13 protein-coding genes are annotated in these 14,641 nt (G+C 62.4%); 12 read left to right on the forward strand and 1 reads right to left on the reverse strand.

Annotated elements, in window-relative coordinates:
* Window positions 1-3 precede the first annotated feature (3 nt).
* The 12 genes from QO034_RS05745 to QO034_RS05800 all read left to right on the forward strand — a co-directional run bounded on the left by QO034_RS05745 (window position 4) and on the right by QO034_RS05800 (window position 13,757).
* Window positions 4-933 (forward strand): methylenetetrahydrofolate reductase, encoded by a 930-nt coding sequence (locus tag QO034_RS05745; RefSeq protein ID WP_284484551.1) that lies wholly within the window; start codon window positions 4-6, stop codon window positions 931-933.
* Between the two features lie 10 nt (window positions 934-943).
* Window positions 944-2,005, forward strand: a complete 1,062-nt coding sequence (locus QO034_RS05750) for a methyltetrahydrofolate cobalamin methyltransferase (RefSeq protein ID WP_284484552.1) — start codon at window positions 944-946, stop codon at window positions 2,003-2,005.
* Window positions 2,006-2,130: 125 nt separating this feature from the next.
* A complete protein-coding gene (locus tag QO034_RS05755; RefSeq protein WP_284484553.1) occupies window positions 2,131-3,177 on the forward strand; it encodes a pyridoxal-phosphate dependent enzyme in 1,047 nt (348 codons plus the stop codon).
* A complete protein-coding gene (locus QO034_RS05760; RefSeq protein ID WP_284484554.1) occupies window positions 3,174-4,340 on the forward strand; it encodes a M24 family metallopeptidase in 1,167 nt (388 codons plus the stop codon). Before QO034_RS05755 ends, QO034_RS05760 begins: the two co-directional genes overlap by 4 nt.
* A gap of 5 nt (window positions 4,341-4,345) precedes the next feature.
* A complete protein-coding gene (locus QO034_RS05765; RefSeq protein ID WP_284484555.1) occupies window positions 4,346-5,095 on the forward strand; it encodes a maleate cis-trans isomerase family protein in 750 nt (249 codons plus the stop codon).
* A 158-nt stretch (window positions 5,096-5,253) separates the two neighbouring features.
* Window positions 5,254-5,463: a hypothetical protein gene (locus QO034_RS05770; protein WP_284484556.1), complete on the forward strand. Its 210-nt coding sequence runs from the start codon at window positions 5,254-5,256 to the stop codon at window positions 5,461-5,463.
* Window positions 5,464-5,550: 87 nt separating this feature from the next.
* On the forward strand, window positions 5,551-6,303 hold the full coding sequence (locus QO034_RS05775; RefSeq protein ID WP_284484557.1) for an SDR family NAD(P)-dependent oxidoreductase: 753 nt from the start codon (window positions 5,551-5,553) through the stop codon (window positions 6,301-6,303).
* Window positions 6,304-6,337: 34 nt separating this feature from the next.
* Window positions 6,338-7,507, forward strand: coding sequence for a pyridoxal phosphate-dependent aminotransferase (locus tag QO034_RS05780; protein WP_284484558.1), 1,170 nt, complete (start codon window positions 6,338-6,340; stop codon window positions 7,505-7,507).
* Window positions 7,508-7,510: 3 nt separating this feature from the next.
* Entirely contained in the window at window positions 7,511-8,542 is a 1,032-nt protein-coding gene (locus QO034_RS05785) for a zinc transporter ZntB (RefSeq protein ID WP_284484559.1), read from the forward strand.
* 329 nt (window positions 8,543-8,871) lie between these two features.
* Window positions 8,872-9,960: a TRAP transporter substrate-binding protein gene (locus QO034_RS05790; RefSeq protein WP_284484560.1), complete on the forward strand. Its 1,089-nt coding sequence runs from the start codon at window positions 8,872-8,874 to the stop codon at window positions 9,958-9,960.
* 131 nt (window positions 9,961-10,091) lie between these two features.
* A complete protein-coding gene (locus tag QO034_RS05795; RefSeq protein WP_284484561.1) occupies window positions 10,092-11,087 on the forward strand; it encodes a TRAP transporter small permease subunit in 996 nt (331 codons plus the stop codon).
* A 9-nt stretch (window positions 11,088-11,096) separates the two neighbouring features.
* Complete coding sequence (locus QO034_RS05800; protein WP_284484562.1) at window positions 11,097-13,757, forward strand: TRAP transporter large permease; 2,661 nt, start codon at window positions 11,097-11,099, stop codon at window positions 13,755-13,757.
* 170 nt (window positions 13,758-13,927) lie between these two features.
* On the opposite strand, the gene QO034_RS05805 is transcribed toward QO034_RS05800, so the two are convergent.
* Window positions 13,928-14,497 carry a YcbK family protein gene (locus QO034_RS05805; protein WP_284484718.1) on the reverse strand — a complete coding sequence of 190 codons (570 nt, stop codon included), beginning with the start codon at window positions 14,495-14,497 and terminating at the stop codon, window positions 13,928-13,930.
* Window positions 14,498-14,641 lie beyond the last annotated feature (144 nt).

The following is a 14,641-nucleotide window of genomic DNA, read 5'->3' on the forward strand; positions in this document are numbered from 1 at the left end:
GCCATGGCTTTGCTGAACTTCAAGAAACGTGAAACCGCGGTTTCCGCACCCGTGAACGAGAACGTCGAGGCGTTCCTTCAGGGCTATTCGATCGAGGTCATGCCGCGCACGGCTGAAAAGGTCGAAAACTTCCGGGACCTGCTTCCGGAAGGCACGCGGGTCTACATCGCCCATATCGAAGGCACGCCGATCGAAGACATGGTCGCGACGGCCCGGCGCTTGGCGCGCGACGGATACCCGGTGATGCCGCATTTCCCGGCCCGCATCATCCGGGACCAGGCGACGCTTGCGGACTGGATCGACCGCTACCAGGGAGAAGCCGGGGTCACGCAGGGCCTGTTGCTGGCCGGTGGCGTTGCCCGACCTGTCGGGGATTTCGACAGCTCCATGCAGCTGATGGAAACCGGGTTGTTCGACAAGGCCGGGTTCAAGCGGCTGCACGTGGCGGGCCATCCGGAGGGAAATCGCGATATCGACCCCGACGGAAGCATGAAGAACGTCATGGAAGCCCTGGCGTGGAAACAGAAGTTTTCCGAAAGAACCGATGCGAAAATGGCCCTGGCGACCCAGTTCGCTTTCGAAGCGAAGCCGATCATCGCCTGGGCGGATGCCCTGCGCAACGCCGGTGTCAACCTGCCGATCCATATCGGGATCGCGGGTCCGGCGAAACTGCAGACGCTGATCAAGTTCGCCATTGCCTGCGGCGTCGGTCCCTCGCTGAAGGTCTTGCAGAAACGCGCGATGGACGTGAGCAAGCTGCTTCTGCCTTATGAGCCGACCGATGTCCTGACTGAACTGGCGGATCACAAGGCCGCGAATCCGGACTTCAACATCACCAACGTGCATTTCTTTCCTCTGGGCGGTATCAAGACCAATGCCACCTGGGCGATCACCCATGGCGGGGATTCGGCCCGCCCCGCAAATCAGTTCTGAAAGGACGTTCATGACCCGCACCATCGTCGAAAGCAAATCCAGGACCGCCATCATCGGATTTGACCAGCCATTCTGCGTCATCGGGGAGCGGATCAATCCGACGGGCCGCAAGAAACTCGCGGCCGAGCTGGAAGCGGGCGACTTTTCGACCGTGGAAAAGGATGCCTTGGCGCAGGTCGCGGCGGGCGCGACCGTCCTGGATATCAATGCGGGCGTGGTCTACAATTCCAACCCCAACCCGAACGAAACCGAACCGCCGCTGATGACGAAAATCGTCGAACTCGTTCAGGGGCTGGTGGACGTTCCGCTGTGCATCGACAGTTCGGTTCCCGCCGCTCTGGAAGCCGGGCTTGCGGTCTGTGAGGGCCGGCCTCTCTTGAATTCGGTCACGGGCGAAGAAGACCGGATGGAACAGATCCTGCCGCTGGTCAAGAAATACAACGTTCCGGTCGTCGCGATCAGCAATGACGATACCGGGATTTCCGAAGATCCGGACGTGCGTTTCGAGGTGGCGAGGAAAATCGTGCAGCGTGCTGCCGATTACGGCATACCGGCACATGACATCGTCGTCGATCCGCTGGTGATGCCGGTCGGTGCGATGGGAACGGCTGGTCTACAGGTGTTCACGCTGGTGCGGCGGCTGCGGGAAGAGCTCGGCGTCAACACCACCTGCGGTGCGTCCAATATCAGCTTCGGCCTTCCGAACCGCCACGGCATCAACAACGCTTTCCTGCCGATGGCGATGGGCGCGGGGATGACCAGCGCGATCATGAACCCGGTCGCCCTGCCGGTCACGCAAAGCAAGATCGCCGAAAAGAAGGCCGAAGTCGCCGAGGCCGGGATCGTTCTGCCCGAGGATATCGACGACGAGACATTCGTGACCCTGTTCGGCATGGGGTCGACCCTGTCGCGGGCCGGCTCGGAAATGGAAGCCATCCGCGCCGCGAACTTCCTGACCAATAACGATCCGCATGGCGCGGAATGGATCCGCACCAACAAGCAGCCGGCCAGGGCCGGCGACGAAGGGCGCGGGCGGGCGGGCCGCTCTGGCGGCCGCCGGCGCAGGGCCTGAACGGCGGATCGTCCCATTCCGAATGGCTTCGGCTGGCTACCTTTGGGCGGCCGGCCGGCCGTCGCGGAAACGGTGCCCGGTCTCGGGGCTTGACCCCAGCGCCTTGAATCGGGTCCGATCGGAACATGGAAATTGTTGCAAGCCCGTTTCGCGGCGCGTCAAGGCAGATCGTGCTTCCCGAAGACGTGCCTTTTCCCAGCACCGATGCAGCCCGGCCGCTGGATCTGATCAGGCGCTGTCCGAAAGCGGGGAAAACGCCGCTGACCGGACTGCCGAATCTCGCGAAAAGCCTCCGCCTGGCCGAGATACTGGTCAAGGACGAGCGGGACCGGATGGGTCTTGGCAGTTTCAAGGCGCTCGGCGCGGCTTATGTGATCGCACAGGATGCGCAGGAGGGGCGCGCGCGGGGCACGACCTATGTCACAGCAAGTGCCGGAAACCACGGCCTGTCCGTCGCGGCGGGTGCCCAGGCGTTCAAGGCCAACGCCGTCGTCTACATTGCCGAGACGGTGCCCGAAACCTTTGCCGGACGGCTGCGCGACCTGGGGGCAAAAGTCGTTCGGGAAGGCCGCAGTTACGAGTTCAGCATGGCCGCGGCCCAGCAGGCGGCGCGCGACAATGGCTGGACATTGCTGTCGGACAGTTCCTGGCCCGGTTATGTCGACCCGCCGTATCTGGTCATGGAAGGGTATCTTGTTCTCATGGCCGAAGTATTCGGCCAGATCGCAGAGCCGCCGACGCATGTTTTCCTGCAGGCCGGCGTCGGGGGACTGGCAGCCGCATCGGCCGCCCTCGCACGTGACCGCTGGGGCGACGATCCGATCATCGTCGTCGTGGAACCGGAATTCGCGCTAGCCCTGACAGAGTCGATCCGGGCGGAATCGCCGATCGTGTCCCGGGGTCCGGTCTCTGCGATGGGGCGGCTGGATTGCAAGGAGCCGTCGCTCATCGCTTTGAAAGGCCTGGCGCGGGATGCGGATCTGTTCGCCACGATTTCCGAAGAGGAAGGCGAAAAGGGCGCGGCGGTCGCACGACAGGTCGGGCTTCATTCGACGCCGTCCGGCGCTGCGGGGCTTGCCGCGCTGCTGGCGGCAGAGCCGCATCGCGCCGAATTGGGCCTCACCGGGGATTCGCGCGTATTGATCATCCTGAGCGAAGGCGCAGAAAGATGATCGAACCCGAGCGGGGCTTTCCGGAAGTGGAATACCGAAGCCGGGTTGAAAATGCGCAATCGCTGATGGCGCGCGAGGGCCTCGACGCCCTGCTGCTGAATACGGAGCCGGATGTGCGCTATTTCTCCGGTTTCCTGACCCGGTTCTGGGAAAGCCCGACCCGGCCCTGGTTTCTGGTGCTGCCCCAGTCGGGACTCCCGATCGCCGTCATCCCGAAAATCGGCGCCGCGCTGATGGCCAAGACATGGATCGCCGACATCCGGAGCTGGCAAGCGCCGGACCCGGTCGATGACGGGGTGACTCTGTTGGCCGAAACTCTGTCCGAAACCCTTGGCGGGGCGGGGCGTGTGGGCGTGCCGATGGGGCAGGGGACCTGTCTGCGGATGCCGCTTCGCGACTGGCATGCCTTGAAAGCGCGCCTGCCTCGGATCCGGTTCGATGACGACAGTGACATCGTGAAGCGCCTGCGGATGGTCAAATCCGAGCGCGAGATCGCCAAGATCCGGAACGCCTGCGCGATTGCGGACCGGGCATTCGCCAGGGTGCCCGACTTCGCCTGTTCCGGGACGCCGCTGGATCGGGTCTTTCGCCGGTTTCAGGCCGTATGCCTGGAAGAAGGCGCGGATTGGGTTCCCTATCTTGCGGGCGGCGCCGGTCAGGGCGGCTATGACGACGTGATTTCGCCTGCGACCTCGGCGCCTTTGAAAGCCGGAGACGTTCTGATGCTCGACACCGGGTTGGTGCATGACGGATATTTCTGCGATTTCGACCGGAATTTCTCTGTTGGCCGGCCGGATGACGGAACGCGCGCGGCCCACGAACGGCTGGTGGATGCCGTGGCCGCGGCATCGGAGATCGCGCGCCCCGGAACCATCGCCGCGGACCTGTTTCACGCGATGGACCGGGTCCTGTCCGGGGGGGCAGGCGGGGCGGACGCGGGACGGCTCGGCCACGGGCTTGGCATGCAGCTTACCGAGGGCCTTTCGCTGATACCCGAAGACGACACCGTTCTGGAAACCGGCATGGTTCTGACGCTGGAACCGGGGCTGGACCGTCCGGGCGGGCGGATCATGGTGCACGAGGAAAACATCGCCATTCGGGATGGCGCGCCGGCGTTCCTGTCCCGCCGGGCGAGCCGGGACATCACGGTTCTGGACGGGTGAGCAAAATGCGGATTGCGTATGAGTTGAAAAACGACACACGACCGAACATCGGTCTGATTGTGCTTCAGGCGGATCATCGGATCGAACAGGATTTCCGCCGCCTGATCCCGCTGTCGAGCAATCTTCATGTCTCGCGGGTGCCAAGCGGCGCGGAAGTCACGCCCGAAACCCTGAGCCGCATGGAAAACGATCTGCCCCGCGCCGCCGCATTGTTGCCGCCTTCGGTCCCGTTCGATGCCATCGGATATGCCTGCACTTCCGGCGCGGCACAGATCGGCCCCGCCCGGGTGGCCGACCTGGTGCGCAGCCAGGCCCGTGTCAAGGCGGTGAGCGATCCCGTCAGCGCGTTGATCGCGGCTTGTGCGGCGCTGGGGCTGAAGCGGCTGGGGCTGCTGTCTCCCTATGTCGAATCCGTGTCCGAACGGTTGCGGCAAGTCCTGGCGGGACAGGGGATATCCACCCCGGTCTTTGGCAGTTTCGATCAGGCCGACGAAGCCACGGTCGCGCGCATATCTGCGACTTCGCTCCTGAACGGCGTGAACCGTCTCGCGCGAAAGGGCGGGATCGACGGGGTTTTCCTGTCCTGCACGAATCTCGATACGCTGGACATCATCGCCACGCTGGAAACCGAAACCGGGTTGCCGGTGCTGTCCAGCAACCTGGTGCTCGCCTGGCATCTGAATCGGCTGTCCGGCGGGCGCCATTTCCCGCGCCAGCCCGGACGCTTGCTTGCGGGCCGCCCCGAAACCTCCTGATCGCGCGGGCGAGTTCCGGCCCGCGCCGACCGCAGAAGGGCAGGCAGGGTGGTCTTGTGTCTTGGTTTGGGGCGACCGCGTGGCTAAGATGAAAACATTCGAACGAACCGCCGCAGGGCAACGGGCCGTATTCGGCCGCAAAGGCAAGGAAACTGAACATGACGGACAAGGCTGCGCAACTGGCAGAGATCATCAAGGAAATCGAGGAAGTGGACACCTGCATTGCGGATCTCGAAGCCGACGCGAGGCGGGACCCCAAGACCAACGCGGCCCGGCACAACAAGTTCGCCTGCAAGACCATGCGCCGCTACCGGGTCCGGCTCGTGGATGAACGCGATCAGTTGCTCAGCGGCCTGTCCGAGGCTTGAGCTCCCCGGTTGCGTGTCCCTGGGAAGCGCGTCACAGTGACCTTGACAGACGGCCGGCGGCACCCGGTCTTGCAGGAGAATAACCACATGACGCGGACGGCAGACTTCCGGGACAGAATCGCGGTGGTGACAGGCGGCGCGCAGGGCATCGGTCTGGCGGTGGTCCGAACCCTGATCGCCAGAGGCGCGCGGGTGGCCATCTGGGACATGAACCCGGCGCGGGCCCTGTCCGAGATGGAGGGCGTCAACGATGGCGATTTTCAGGTCATCGACTGCAACGTCGCCGACTGGGACAGCGTGAAGGCGGCGGCGGAACGGACCCTGCAAGGTTTTGGCCGCATCGATGCGCTGGTGAACAGCGCGGGCGTGGCAGGACCCAACAGGACCGTGCAGGACTATGATAACGGGGACTGGGCCGATATCGTCCAGATCAACCTGACCGGAACGTACTTCGTCAACAAGGCGGTCATCGGTGCGATGAAGGACCGGAACTACGGGAGGATCGTCAATATCGCGTCGATCGCCGGCAAGGAAGGCAATCCGAATGCCTGCGCCTATTCCGCGTCCAAGGCGGGGGTGATCGGCTTCACGAAGACCCTGGGCAAGGAACTGGCGGAATTCGACATCGCGGTGAACTGTGTGACTCCGGCGGCGGCCCGAACGCCGATCTTTGATCAGATGAGCCAGCAGCACATCGACTACATGCTGTCGAAAATTCCCAGAAACCGGTTTCTCGAAGTGGACGAGGCCGCCAACATGATCGCCTGGCTGGCGAGCGCGGAAAATTCTTTCTCCACAGGCGCCGTCTTCGACCTGTCGGGCGGTCGCGCAACATACTGATCTGTCTGTCACAGCTCTGATTGCAGGAAAAACCATGAAAACGATTGCCGGATTTGACCGAATTGGCGAAGAAAACGCCTTTGCCGTTCTGGCGCGGGCCGGGGCGCTGGCAGCGCAGGGCATGGATGTGATCAACCTGGGCATCGGGCAACCGGATTTCCGCACACCCGATCATATTGTCGAGGCCGCGATCAAGGCTTTGCGCGACGGGCATCACGGCTACACGCCCGCGACCGGAATCCCGCCCCTGCGCGAAGCCGTATCTGCCGACCTGCACCGGCGTTTTGACGTCGAGGTCAATCCCGACAACGTGCTGATCGTGCCGGGCGGCAAGATCACCATGTTCGCGGCCATCCTGATGTTCGGCGAACCGGGTGCCGAGATTCTCTATCCCGATCCCGGCTTTCCGATCTACCGCTCGATGATCGAATTCACCGGTGCGAACCCGGTGCCGGTCCCGATTCGCGAAGACAGGGGCTTTGCCTTTTCGGCAGAGGAACTGCTGTCCCTGATCACGCCGAAGACCCGTTTGATCATCCTGAACTCTCCGGCCAATCCCTGCGGCGGCGTGACTCCGAAATCCGAAGTCGATGCGCTGGTCGCGGGCCTCGCCAATCACCCGGAGGTGGCGGTGATGTCGGACGAGATTTACGACCAGATGCTTTACGATGGCGAGGAACATGTCAGCCTGTTGAGCTACCCGGAGATCCGCGACCGCCTGATCCTGCTGAACGGATGGTCCAAGACATATGCGATGACCGGCTGGCGGCTGGGCTATTCCGTCTGGCCCGACGGGATTTATGACAAGGCCCGCAAGCTGGCGGTGAACGCATGGTCCTGCGTCAATGCACCGGCGCAATACGCGGCACTCGAAGCGTTGACGGGGCCGCAGGATGCGGTGGCCGAGATGCTGCGGGAATTCGATGCGCGTCGAAAGCTGGTCGTCGAGCTTCTGAACGGCCTGCCCGGCGTCAGTTGCGTGGTGCCCAAGGGGGCCTTCTACGCATTTCCGAACATTTCCGGCACGGGATATCGCGCCAAGGCTCTGGCGTCCGACCTTCTGGAACAGACCGGGGTGGCAACCATCGGCGGGCCGGATTTCGGCACGCTTGGCGAAGGCTACATTCGCCTCAGCTACGCGAACTCCCGCGAGAACATCGCCCGGGCGATCGAGCGCATGCGCACGTTCCTGTCGAAAGGCTGAACCATGGCCGGCGCCGATGACCCGGTTGGACCGAATTCCGCGCAGCTTTCGGAAGACCGCGCGCTGCCGGATGTCGTCACCTTCGCTTTTGACGGGCGGGGCGCCGGGCATGCCATAGAGGCGACGGAATTCGTCGCTCTAGATGCGAAGAGCGGCCCCGACGAATTTCGATGGCAGCTTCTTCGGCTTGACGCGGCCGGAACCCAGGAACTGCTGTCCGCCTGTGATCTCGATCAGTTCGTCGTCGATGCCCTGCTGGCCGACGAAACCCGGCCCCGCTGCACGGTCCATGGCGACGGGGTCGTCCTCAACCTGCGCGGCGTCAACCTGAACCCCGGCGCCGATCCCGAAGACATGGTATCCCTGCGACTCTGGATCGACGCGGGCCGGGTGCTTGGCGTCTGGCGGCGGCCCCTGATGGCCGTCCGCGATCAGATTGCCGCTATCGAACGCAGCCACTTCCCGATGTCTCCGGGGGACCTTGTGGTCAAGCTCGCCCTGCGCCTCGCGGACCGGGCCGAACCGACGGTCGAGGCCCTGGGCGGCCGGATCGACGAGTTGGAAGAACAGATGCTCGACCCCGATGCGGAGGTGGCGCGGGGCGGGCTGGCGGATGTGCGGCGCAGGTCGATCATCCTGCGGCGATATTTTGTGCCCCAGCGAGACGCCCTGGCCAGCCTAGAGATCGAGGAACTGAGCTGGCTGAAGGACCGCGACCGTAGCCGTCTTCGGGAAGCGGCGGAACGGGTCTACCGGCTGGGCGAGGAACTCGATGCAATCCGGGATCGCGCGCAGGTCGTGCATGACCAGATCATGGACCGGCGTGCGGAGCGGATGAATAGGCAGATGCTGCTGCTGTCGGTTGTCGCCGCCATCTTCCTTCCGCTTGGGCTGATCACGGGGCTTCTGGGGATCAACGTCGGCGGCATTCCGGGGGCGGGGAATCCAGGCGCTTTCTGGATCGTTTGCGGGATCCTGCTGGTTCTGGCGACAGTTTTTCTGCTGTGGTTTCGGCGTATTGGACTGTTTCGTTGACGTAAAGCGGCAGCACGTCAAGGCGAAGGATGCTGCGCCGCCGCAGACAGAATGCCGTCCGCACCGGAGCAACCGCCGGCGGTCAAAACCCCGATCAGAAAAACCTATGGGCGTGTTGCGGGAAGCGGCTCGCGCAATGGATGCGAATTCTTGAATAAGGCTGGCCAGATCGGACTGCCAATGTCGCTTTCTCCGAGAAAAGCCATTGCAATTGCGGTTGTTCTGAATAGGCTGGCGCGGCATCGCAGGGGGAGCGCGCATGATGCGTCGTGCCGGGCCTTCTCAATAAGCAAAAACACTAAAGATACCAACTGGAGGAACTACAGAATATGGAACGTCGTAAGTTTTTGAAGGGTGCGGCGATCGCCGGCACGGGGGCTGCTCTGGCGGCCCCGTCGATCGTCAACGCACAGGGCGCGAAAACGATCACCATCGTGTCGACATGGCCTCGGGATTTTCCCGGACTCGGTTTGTCGGCGCAACGTCTGGCCGAACGGATTCCTGTCGTGTCGGGCGGCGCCCTGCGCACGGAATATTTCGCGGCCGGCGAACGGGTCGGCGCGTTTGACGTTTTCGACGAAGTGGCGTCCGGCAACAGCCAGGCCTATATCGGCGCAGAATATTATTTCACCGGCAAGCATCCCGGTTTCGCCTACTTCACCTCCGTGCCCTTTGGCATGACCACGCCGGAATGGAACGCCTGGATCAAGTTCAAGGACGGACAGGCGCTGTGGGACGAACTGACCGACGGATTCGGCCTCAAGACGATCACCTGCGGTGGCACCGGCGCTCAGGCCGGCGGCTGGTTCAACAAGGAAATCAACAGCCCCGAGGACCTTCAGGGGCTGAAGATGCGTATTCCGGGCCTGGGTGGCACCGTGATGTCCAAGCTGGGTGTTTCGACCGTTTCGCTGCCGGGCGGCCAGATCTATGAAAACCTGGTTTCCGGCGCGGTGGAAGCGACCGAATGGGTCGGCCCCTACAACGACTACTTCATGAAATTCTACGAAGCCGCCAAATACTACTACACCGGCGGCATGCACGAGCCGGGCGGCGGTCTCGGCTTTGCCATGAACAAGTCGTGGTACTCGACCTTGTCGGACTACGAGATTGCCGTGATCGAGGCCTGCTGCAACGAGGAAATGGCCGCCCAGCCCGAAGAGGCTGCGGCCAAGAACGGTGAATACCTCACGCGTCTCATCAATGAACATGGCGTCGAGGCACGTCAGTTCAGCGAAGACGTCTGGGATGCGTTCGGTGACGCCGCCGCCGAAGTGTTCGAAGAAACCCGCGCGCATTCCCCGCTCGCCGCCAAGATCAACGATTCCTATCAGGCGGCATTGCGCGAGATTGGCGCCTGGCGCGCCCAGGCCGAGATCGAATTCTCGAACCAGCGAAACCGCGTCCTGGGTATATAAGTCACTGGTGTTACGACAGGGCAGGGGCCGGCGGATACCGTCGGCTCCTGTTTTCGGCTTTTCGCGTGCAATAAATTGCATGCAGAAGGCCGGCGAACACCGGAGACCGTTTGCAAGTTGGGGAAATTGCAATGAACACGACTACCGAGGCAGAGATACTATCGCCGCGCGGGGCGCCTGCGCCGTTCGTGCGATATTTCGGATGGGCGATGCTTTTCGTCCTGCTGGCCTTTCTGATCAACAACGTTCTGGTCGTTTGGTTCGACTATCCGAGTCTGCAGGCCCTGTTCACGGGCGGTGACAGCTCGGTCTGGGTCGGTGTGGCGATCTATGCGGCAGCTCTGGTCGCGGCCTGGCTGGTCGTGGCGCGCACGCCAAACCGCGCCTTGCGCTATGACGCGCGCCGGATCAGCGATTTCAACGCCTATTTCATTCGGGGGTGCTACTTTGCCGTCCTGTTCGTCGGCATCGCCGATTTCACCATTGCTTTCCTGCGCGTAGAGGGGCTTCTTCAAGCGGTGTTTTCCGATGATATCGCCCGGGAAATGATCCGGGCGCATTTCGTCGGTCCCATCGTGCATATGCCGCTCGTTCTCCTGGGGTTCGTCTGCGCGATCTTTTCCAGGTCACTCGGATTCATCTGGCTTACATTGCTGATCGTGATCGCGGAATTGCTGATCGTGGTGTCGCGCTTCGTTTTTTCCTATGAACAGGCGATGATGGGCGATCTGGTCCGCTACTGGTATGCCGCGCTCTTCCTGTTTGCGTCCGCCTATACGCTTCTGCACGAAGGCCATGTGCGCGTCGACGTGCTTTACGCCGGTTTCAGCAGCCGCCGGAAGGGCAGGGTCAATTCCATCGGGTCCATCCTGCTCGGCATGGTCACGGTCTGGGCCATCATCATCATCGGGCTTGGGTCAAAGCAGTCGATCATCAACTCGCCGATGGCCAATTTCGAGATTTCGCAGACGGGCACGGCCGGCATGTTCATCAAGTATCAGATGGCCGCCTTTCTTGCGGTCTTTGCTGCATCCATGCTGATACAGTTTGTCAGTTACCTGTTCGAAGCCGTCGCGGATGCGCGGGACGAACCCGGTCGGCGCGAAATCGCCGCAATCGCGCACTGAGGTCGCACAATGGAACTCTTCTTTCTGATCGTTCTGATCGTGATCATGGCGACAGCGCTCGGCTCCGGCTTTCCGGTGGCCTTCGCTCTGCCGGGGTCGGCCATCATCACCATCGTTCTGGCCGCGGTGAGCGGTTACTTCTTCGCTGGCAATCCGGACGCCTATTTCCATTCCGGCGGCCCGTCCCAATGGCTGACGGCGGGGGTCACGAACCTTCGAGGGGTCTATTGGGAGGTCGAACGGGACACGCTGATCGCCATTCCGCTGTTCATCTTCATGGGGATCATGCTGCAACGCTCCAAGATCGCCGAAGACCTTCTGGTGACGATGGCGCGTCTGTTCGGCCCCGTGCCCGGCGGCCTGGGCATCTCGGTCGTGTTCGTCGGCGCGCTGCTTGCGGCAACCACCGGCATTGTCGGGGCGACCGTCGTCGCGATGGGGCTGATCTCGCTGCCGGCCATGCTGCGCAACAACTATTCGCAATCGCTGGCCACGGGCACCATTGCGGCGTCCGGCACCTTGGGGCAGATCATTCCGCCGTCCATCGTGCTGATCATTCTTGCGGACCAACTGGCCTCGGCCTCCGATCAGGCGAGCACGACGCGCAAGGCGCTCTACACCGAAGCCACGGGCGAGCTCAGCATGCCCAGCGTTTATGACGTCGCTTCGACCAGTGCCGGCGAGATGTTCCTCGGGGCCTTCGTTCCGGGGATCGTCCTGGTTCTGATCTACATGCTCTACATCCTGGTGTTCGCGATCCTGCGGCCGAAATCTGCCCCGGCTGTGCCCTATGAAGGCACGCGGGACGCGGCGTTCTGGGGCAATGTGCTGTTGACCCTGGTGCCGCCCCTGACGCTGATCTTTCTCGTTCTGGGGTCGATCCTGACCGGCATCGCGACGGTCAACCAGGCCGGGGCGATCGGCGCGGCCGGCGCCATACTGATGGCGGGATACCGGATCACGGAAAGATCCCGGACCACCTACTATCCGGCGCTTCTGGCCTTTGTCGCCCTGGGGCTGATCATGTTCGCCCTGTCCACCTACAACATGAACATCAAGGCGATCATGGTGAACGGAGGAGACAGCACAGGCCTCTGGCTCGGGGCTTTTGCCTCGATCCTTCTCGTGATCTCCCTGATCTGGAGCGGGATCCGCGTGCTCAGGACCGAAAACACCCTGCATGAGGTGATGATCGAAACGGCGAAAACCACGTCGCTCGTGTTCATCATCCTGCTTGGCGCGGCGATGCTGACCGCGGCCTTCCGCGCCTTTGGCGGCGAAGAACTGGTCCGGGATTTCCTCAATTCGCTGCCCGGCGGGTTCTGGACGCAGTTCATCATCGTGATGGCCGTGATCTTCATCCTCGGATTCTTTCTCGATTTCATCGAGATCGCGGTGGTTGTCGTGCCGATCGTGGCGCCGATCCTCCTTGCCGACCCGGAAGCGAACATCACCGCCGTCTGGCTGGGGGTCATGATCGGCCTGAACATCCAGACCTCGTTCCTGACCCCGCCCTTTGGCTTTGCACTGTTCTACTTGCGGGGCGTGGCTCCGGCCATCGTCAAGACATTGCAGATCTACAAGGGCGTCATCGCCTTTATCACGCTGCAACTGATCGCGCTTGCGATCGTCGGCTACTATCCGAAACTGGTGAACTACCTGCCCAACCGGATGAGCTTCCTGTCCGACACCGCGCCGCCACCGCGGAATCCCAAATTGCAGCAATGTCTCGAAGAATATGTCCGGGCCGAAGTCGCCGAGAACGGAGCCGCGATATCGCAGGCGATCGCCAACGCGCAGGCGCTGGATCTGTCGGTCTTGCCGTCGCAGCTGTCCTCTGACCTGTCGGACGCGTTCGAGGACGGCGGCAAGGCGCTGGCGATGCTGGATGACATCACCACGACCGAAGCCGCGGTCAACGCCGCAGCAGGCGAGTATCGCCCGTTGCAGCGCGTGGTCCGCGATCTTCAGAAAGATATGCGCAAGCTCGACGCTGAAATGGAGAGGCTGCGCAAGTCCGGTCAGTTCCTGAACAGCGAAGAGGACGCGGAGCGTATCGCCTCTATCGAGGCCCGCAGATCTGTCCTGCAAGCGGAGAAGGACGAAATCGCGTCGCAGATTCCGGACAGATGGGAAGAGGTTCACACGACCTTCGCCATGCTGACCAAGGCCGAAGAAACGGCGCGGAACACCTATCGCCGGACGGCGGACGGTGCGGTGGAACCGGTAGCCGAGTTTCTGACGGTTCTGGACGCCAACGCCGAGTTCGCGGCCCTGAAGCCGGAATTGGACAAGCTTGGCGACCTGATCGCGAACGCGGAGCCGGAACAGGCGGAAGCGGCGGTCGACGAGGTCGGCAAGCTATTCAGTTCCGTCGCCGGCGCGAGAGACGTCGCCTCCGCCCTTTCGAGTGCGAAGCGTTCCCTGCGCGGCAACCGGCTGGACCGGGAAAAAGCGGCAGCAGACTACGCCGAGGCCGTCGAGGCCTACGAGTCGCAGGTCGCGTGGCGTGGCGTTGCCGCCGACAATCTAAAGGGCGGCGTTCAAGCCTATATGGAAGCGGTCTCCGAGACGATCGGTGCGCGTCAGCGATCGTCTCTCAGCCGGACCCAGGCGCTCTTCCTCGCGAATTGCAACGCGGTTCATCGCGATCTGTCGCTGAACTTCTAGGGGTCTGACATCTTGAATTGGAATGGGCGGTCGGCTTGCCGGCCGCCCATTTTCTTGCGGCAACGCAAACCGGCATGAGTGCGGAATGTCATCCGGAGGCCGCTGAAACAAAAAAACCGCTGCCTGGGCAGCGGTTCGATCTTTTTCGGGCAGGTCCGGGGTTCGGCCTGTTATCCGCCCCAGGTGCGGACCACACCGCAATCCATGTGGACGAAGTTTGACCGGGAATAGCGCCCGACGCCGCCGGCGTGGCAGGCCGACGCGGCCTTGGCCATCTGATTGACCGAGCGTGACGCAAGCCGAAGATCGGCCGCTTGGCCCGACATATGCAGCGAATTTTTCGCAACGCCGCGCGACCGGCTTCTGAGCATCGCATTGGTTTGCGGGCTGCGATATCCGGAAAGAAGCATGTAGGGTTCGTTCACATCCATCAGGTTGTGCGCCGCAGCCATGATGTCCACCGTCCGCAGGTCGATGGGTTTCATCTGGTCCGTTCGCCAATCCCGCATGAAGTGGTTCACTTCCTTCACAGCGTCCTTGATGTATTCGCCGTCGATCCAGTAGATCATGTCGATCCGTTCGCCGGTGCGACCGGAATACATGCGGATCCGCCTGATATCGCCGCCGCCGCGGAGAAATCCTGCTGCATTTCCAAATGTAGGGGCTGCGGTGACTGCTGTCGCTGCGAAGACAGCCAAGAGGGATCGACGGGTTAGACCCGTTGAGGAAATCACTGTCATGTTTCTGCGCCGTCCTGTACGCTTTCGTTCCTGCCGGCACGCGATGTTACGCGTGCATTTTATAGTTCCATCCCCAGATGTGTAGACTCTATGCCACAGGCGGCCGCTTCCGCCAAGTCTGGAATTGTGCAAGTTTTAGATACA

This window comes from Sedimentitalea xiamensis, from assembly GCF_030164465.1.
GTDB classification, from domain to species: Bacteria; Pseudomonadota; Alphaproteobacteria; order Rhodobacterales; family Rhodobacteraceae; genus Sedimentitalea; species Sedimentitalea xiamensis.

What these genes read in the sequence shown, in the direction of transcription:
- QO034_RS05765 (WP_284484555.1), top strand. Translation starts at nt 4,346, where the DNA reads ATGCGGATTGCGTATGAGTTGAAAAACGACACACGACCGAACATCGGT.
- QO034_RS05805 (WP_284484718.1), bottom strand. Translation starts at nt 14,497, where the DNA reads ATGACAGTGATTTCCTCAACGGGTCTAACCCGTCGATCCCTCTTGGCT.
- QO034_RS05790 (WP_284484560.1), top strand. Translation starts at nt 8,872, where the DNA reads ATGGAACGTCGTAAGTTTTTGAAGGGTGCGGCGATCGCCGGCACGGGG.
- QO034_RS05755 (WP_284484553.1), top strand. Translation starts at nt 2,131, where the DNA reads ATGGAAATTGTTGCAAGCCCGTTTCGCGGCGCGTCAAGGCAGATCGTG.
- QO034_RS05775 (WP_284484557.1), top strand. Translation starts at nt 5,551, where the DNA reads ATGACGCGGACGGCAGACTTCCGGGACAGAATCGCGGTGGTGACAGGC.
- QO034_RS05785 (WP_284484559.1), top strand. Translation starts at nt 7,511, where the DNA reads ATGGCCGGCGCCGATGACCCGGTTGGACCGAATTCCGCGCAGCTTTCG.
- QO034_RS05770 (WP_284484556.1), top strand. Translation starts at nt 5,254, where the DNA reads ATGACGGACAAGGCTGCGCAACTGGCAGAGATCATCAAGGAAATCGAG.
- QO034_RS05795 (WP_284484561.1), top strand. Translation starts at nt 10,092, where the DNA reads ATGAACACGACTACCGAGGCAGAGATACTATCGCCGCGCGGGGCGCCT.
- QO034_RS05780 (WP_284484558.1), top strand. Translation starts at nt 6,338, where the DNA reads ATGAAAACGATTGCCGGATTTGACCGAATTGGCGAAGAAAACGCCTTT.
- QO034_RS05745 (WP_284484551.1), top strand. Translation starts at nt 4, where the DNA reads ATGGCTTTGCTGAACTTCAAGAAACGTGAAACCGCGGTTTCCGCACCC.
- QO034_RS05800 (WP_284484562.1), top strand. Translation starts at nt 11,097, where the DNA reads ATGGAACTCTTCTTTCTGATCGTTCTGATCGTGATCATGGCGACAGCG.
- QO034_RS05760 (WP_284484554.1), top strand. Translation starts at nt 3,174, where the DNA reads ATGATCGAACCCGAGCGGGGCTTTCCGGAAGTGGAATACCGAAGCCGG.
- QO034_RS05750 (WP_284484552.1), top strand. Translation starts at nt 944, where the DNA reads ATGACCCGCACCATCGTCGAAAGCAAATCCAGGACCGCCATCATCGGA.